Annotated in this window: 4 protein-coding genes; all 4 read left to right on the top strand. The window is 65.4% G+C overall.

Annotated features, from left to right (window positions below; all coding sequences use genetic code 11):
* Window positions 1-45 precede the first annotated feature (45 nt).
* Window positions 46-732: a TetR/AcrR family transcriptional regulator gene (locus tag QZV94_RS22840; protein ID WP_293682431.1), complete on the top strand. Its 687-nt coding sequence runs from the start codon at window positions 46-48 to the stop codon at window positions 730-732.
* Window positions 733-818: 86 nt separating this feature from the next.
* Window positions 819-1,676 (top strand): phytanoyl-CoA dioxygenase family protein, encoded by an 858-nt coding sequence (locus tag QZV94_RS22835; RefSeq protein WP_293682429.1) that lies wholly within the window; start codon window positions 819-821, stop codon window positions 1,674-1,676.
* Between the two features lie 189 nt (window positions 1,677-1,865).
* Entirely contained in the window at window positions 1,866-4,496 is a 2,631-nt protein-coding gene (locus QZV94_RS22830) for a TonB-dependent receptor (RefSeq protein WP_293682427.1), read from the top strand.
* A 409-nt stretch (window positions 4,497-4,905) separates the two neighbouring features.
* On the top strand, window positions 4,906-5,240 hold a 335-nt coding region (locus QZV94_RS22825; RefSeq protein ID WP_293682425.1), incomplete at its 3' end, for a Plug domain-containing protein.

The following is a 5,240-nucleotide window of genomic DNA, read 5'->3' as shown; positions in this document are numbered from 1 at the left end:
TGGGAGCCTCGCCCGCCAGGCGGGCGGCGGACGACGGATAGTTTGATGACGGACGAGATCAGGCTGACGTCGCGACGGGAACGAGGCAAGGACGCGCGGCGGTCTCGGATCGTCGAAGCGGCCTATGCGCTCCTGCGGGAAGTCGGCGCCGATGACCTCTCGGTCAAGATGATCGCCGACCGCGCCGACCTCAGCCCGGCCACGGTGTACAACCTGTTCGGCGCCAAGGGCGCGGTCCTGGCCAAGGTCTACGCCCGCGACTTCGAGGTCTTCATCGCCAAGGTGGAGGGCGCCGGCTCGCCCAGCGCCCTGGACGCCATCTTCGATTCCATCCGCATCACGATGGACCACTACCGCAGCGATCCGCCGTTCTATCGCGGCATGTCGATCCGTAATCCGCGGGCCGAGCCCGAGCTGGTGATCGCGGTGCAGGGGCCGCGGCAGGCCTTCTGGCGCGATCTGCTGGCGCGCGCCGTGTGCGAAGGCGACCTGGCGCCCGGCGTGCGCACCGACATGGTCAGCCTGGCCATGCTCCAGATGAGCGGCGGCGTGTTCGGCTATTGGTGCGCCGATCTGATCAGCCTCGACGAGATGGAGCAGCAGACGCTGTACTCGTTCGCGCTTCTCCTGATGGGGCTGGCCCGCCCGGCGGGCCGGGCTCGCCTGCAGGCGAGGGTCGCGGCCATCCAGGCCGCAGCCGCGCCCCTCTGTCCCACGGCGACCGCCGGCTGAGCACAAAGTTCGACGTTGCTCCAAACTTAGAGCGCGCTACTGTTTCTTTGAGGCGCTCACAAGAACCGCGCCCGGGAGAACCGCTCATGGGACAAGCCGCCGCCGCAACGACGACCCGCATCCCCCTGTCGGACCTGCCCGCCCGCGACTGGGCGGCGGCCGCCGCCGCGCTCGACAGCGACGGCGTGGTCAACCTCAAGGGCGCGCTCACGCCCGAAGCGTTCGGCAAGGTGGAAGCCGCCGTGGAGTGGAGCCTCGCCAACCCCTCGCCGACCGCGGTCAAGTTCTACCCCAACGAGCCGGCGAAGTTCTTCGAAGATCGGGGGCACAATCACGCCGGTCTGGTTCGCGATATCGGCCTGGACAGCATGGTGGGCGCGCTCTGGGGCGTCGACCGCTTCTGGTACATGGGCGAGCAGCTCTTCCTCAAGGAAGGCGGCGCCTCGCGGCGCACGCCCTGGCACCAGGACACCTCATACCTGCGGATGATGGGCTCGCAGCTGATCGCCTGCTGGATCAGCCTCGATCCCCTGCCCAAGGAACACTGCCTCGAGTTCGTGCGCGGCTCGCACAAGGGCACGCTCTACAACGGCTCGGCCTTCGCGGCGGCCGACGACACGGCGCCCCTCTACAAGCAGTCCAGGCTTCCGCGCCTGCCGGACATCCAGGCGAATCGGGACGGCTTCGACATCCTTTCCTGGGACGTGGAGCCGGGGGACGTCGTCGTCTTCCACCTGGGGGCCCTGCACGGCGGGGCGGGCACCGCCCCGGGCCTGCGACGGCGGACGATCTCCATGCGGTTCATGGGCCCCGACGTCGTGTTCGACGGCCGGGCGCGCGATGAGGCCGGCGCTCAGGAAGGGAATGACGCCGCGCTCAGCACGGTGTATGCTGGCCTTGAGCATGGCGCTCCATTCCCGACCGGCCATCTGACGGCGGTCTGAATCGAGGCCTACATGCGAGCGGTCGCGGGAGGCCCGGCCGCGGGCGAGTGTTGTCGCAAAGACAACACCGGATATTTTCGAACCGCCATATTTCGACAGCACTCTAATTTTGTTGACACGATGGCGCCTATGCCCTAACCCTCCGGCTAGCAAAGCTGTCCTCGAGAACAGCTGGCATCGGGAGGAACCATGAAACTATCTCGCCACTCCAGCGGCAATGCGCCCGCGCGTCTTCGTTCCTGGCGGCACACCGTCAGCGCAAACGCCCTGCTCCTCGGCCTCTTCGCCATCCCCTCCGGCGCTCTGGCGGCGGACGATGATTCGACCCTGATCGGCGAAGTGGTCGTCACCGCCTCGAAGCGCGAACAGAACCTGCAGGACGTGGCCTCGTCGGTCACGGCCTTCACGGCGACGATGCGCGACCAGACCGGCATTATTTCGACCCAGCAGCAGCTGAACTTCACGCCGGGCGTCACGTACAACCCGGGCGTCGACCGGGTCACCATCCGCGGCATCGGCCGCTATACCCAGCAGCTGGGCACCGACCAGGGCGTCGCCGTCTACGATGACGGGTTCTACGCCGGCAGCGTGGCCGGCCTCGGCACGTCCACCATCCGCACCGAGCGGGTCGAAGTGCTGCGCGGCCCGCAGGGCACGCTCTACGGCCGTAACTCTGTCGGCGGCGCCGTCAACACCATCTCGAAGCGCCCCAGCAGCACCTTCGGCGGCGAGGGCCGCGTCTCGATCAACAGCTATGGCGGCATCGGCGCGGAAGCGCGCGTGACCGGGCCTCTGACCGACGCCCTGTCGGCCGCGGTGACCTTCAGCTACTTCGATCAGAACGAAGGCTACTTCAAGAACACGGCCGGCGGCCCGGACGAAGGCGGCGTTGGGGAAGGCTGGGCCCTCGACGCCCAGCTGTCCTTCAAGCCCAACGACCAGTTCGACGCCTGGATCCGCTACACGACGAACGATTCGAAGACCCGTCCCCGGAGCTCGACCGGCATCACGGACTACGGCGTCAACGTCCGCGGCGAAGGCATCCCGTACGTGTTCTACGGCCTGCCCGCGGGCTCAAACCCCGGCACCACCGACCACCGCAAGTTCCGCAGCGACGTGCCGTCGTCGACCAACCTGAACAATTCCCACCAGGTCATCGGCGAGGCCGTGTTCCACGCGAGCACCTTCGACATCAAGTATACCGGTGGGTTCAGAAAGTTTGATCTCGACTACACTCTTGATGGCAACACGGTCGACAACCAGGACATTCAGTTCCCGTACGATTGTAGGGCTGTCTATACTGGGTTTTCCACGCCGCGGAACGCCAACCTGGACATCGTCGAGGACTGCGATCTCACCCAGCCGGGCACGCAACGCATAACGCGGAACGTCCACAACGACACCTATCTTGAGCTGCCGTCCGACAACAAGGAGTTCAGCCACGAACTGAACCTCTCCTCCACCGGCGACGGGCCGCTGCAGTACATCTTCGGTCTCTACTACTATCACGCCAAGCAGAATTCCCGCCTCTCATCCGAATCCATTGATGAGCCGGGCTTCAACAACCCCTCCGGCTCCAGGCCCAATCCCAGCCCGGAACTGTCGATCCTTTATCGCTACGACACGCTGCTCAAGACCACATCCAAGGCGATCTACGGCCAGGTCGATTACCAGTTCACGCCTGAGCTGAAGGCCACCCTCGGCCTGCGCGGATCTCACGACACCAAGAAGGGCCATGAAGAGAACGTCTTCAACGCCTGGCTGATCACGGGCATTCCGGTGGGCGGCGACTTGGCGATCCTGGGCTTCCCGGGCGTGCCGGCCCCTGCCTTCATCCCCTTCGAAATCGTCGTGGGCACCTGCTACCCGAACGGCGAAGGGAACAATCTCCCGGGCGTTCCGCCCTTCTATCGCCTCGACCCCGCGTTCGCCTGCCCTCTCGGCCGTGACCTGAAGAAGACCTACAAGGCCTTCACGGGCACCTTCGGCCTGGAATGGACGCCCAACGACGACCGCCTGGTCTACGGCAAGTACAGCCGCGGCTATAAGTCGGGCGGTTACAACCTGGGCTCGGCGCTGGCCAACCCGTTCGTGGGTTCGGAATACGTCGACGCCTTCGAAGCGGGCTGGAAAGAGAACCTCGGCGCCCTGCAGATCAATTCGGCCGCCTTCTTCTATCGCTACAAGGGCCTGCAGGCGAACAACGCCAGAATCCAGGGCACGATCCTGCTGAACGAACTGATCAACCTGCCCAAGGTTGAGAACTACGGCCTCGAGTTGGAAGCCATCTGGCGGCCGATCGACCGCATGACCATCCTGGCGAACTACGGCTACCTGCACAGCGAGATCAAGAGAGGCTGCTGCTACGTCGACAGCGCCGACCCGGCGGCGGTGCAACCCGGCGCCAAGCCGAAGGGCGACCCGATCATCGGTGCGGTGGAAAACACCCAGGGGCAGACGCTGGTCGGCAATTCCGTGGCCGGCTCGCCGAAGCACAAGCTGGCGATCAACGGCTCGTACGTGTGGGACTTCGGCGGCGGCGACCTGATCGCCTCGGCGACGTTCAACTACACCGGCAAGTCCTACCAGCAGCTGTTCAACAACCCGCTGCACCGGATCAAGGGCGGCGAGTCGGTCGACGCGCGCGTCACCTGGAGGCATCTGGACAGCGGCGTGACGGTGATCGGCTGCGTGACCAACCTCTTCGACAAGGAAGTGGTCAACGGGTTCCAGACCCTGCCGCCCCAGAACCTGAGCTTCCAGTCGCTCTTCCTGGAACCGCCGCGGATCTGGTCGCTGGAAGTCCGCTACGCCTTCTAGCCCCACTCGACACCGGAGCGTCGGCGGGTTCCGCCGGCCGACGCTCTGTCGAGGCAGTATCGATCCACCACAATCGAGCGTCGGCAGGCTTCGGCCCGCCGGCGCTTTTTTTTGCGCCGTTGACCGCGCCTTCCAAGGCGCCGCCGCCCTGGAGCCGCTCCGATTCCTAAAACGCGTACCAAGTAAATTTTGAAACACGTACTAAGTTCATTGACAGAACATCGTTCTAGAATAAAGCTGCTATTGCAACGCTGTCACAGAGAGCAGCGGCACAGGGGAGCGCATCATGGGATCTTCAAGCGACATTCGGCGTCGGACGCTTGCGTGCTCGGCGAGTACGGTACTGTTGTCGGTAGCCGCCGCGTCCTCGCCCTCTGGCGCCTGGGCGCAGGCTCGAGAGGCGGTAGCCTTGACGGAGGTCGTGGTCACCGCCTCGAAGCGTGAGCAGAACCTCCAGGACGTCGCCTCGTCGGTCACCGCCTTCACGGCGCAGATGCGCGACGAGACCGGCATCATTTCGACGCAGCAACAGCTGAACTTCACGCCGGGCGTGACGTACAATCCGGGCGTCGACCGGGTCACCATCCGCGGCATCGGCCGGCTGACGCAACAGCTGGGCACCGACCAGGGCGTCGCCGTCTATGACGACGGGTTCTATGCCGGCACGGTGGCCGGCCTCGGCAACTCCACGATCCGCACCGAGCGGATCGAAGTGCTTCGGGGGCCGCAGGGCACGCTCTATGG

The sequence above is a fragment of the uncultured Phenylobacterium sp. genome (assembly GCF_902826855.1).
GTDB lineage: Bacteria > Pseudomonadota > Alphaproteobacteria > Caulobacterales > Caulobacteraceae > Phenylobacterium.
This window is presented reverse-complemented; position numbering and strand designations above follow the sequence as displayed.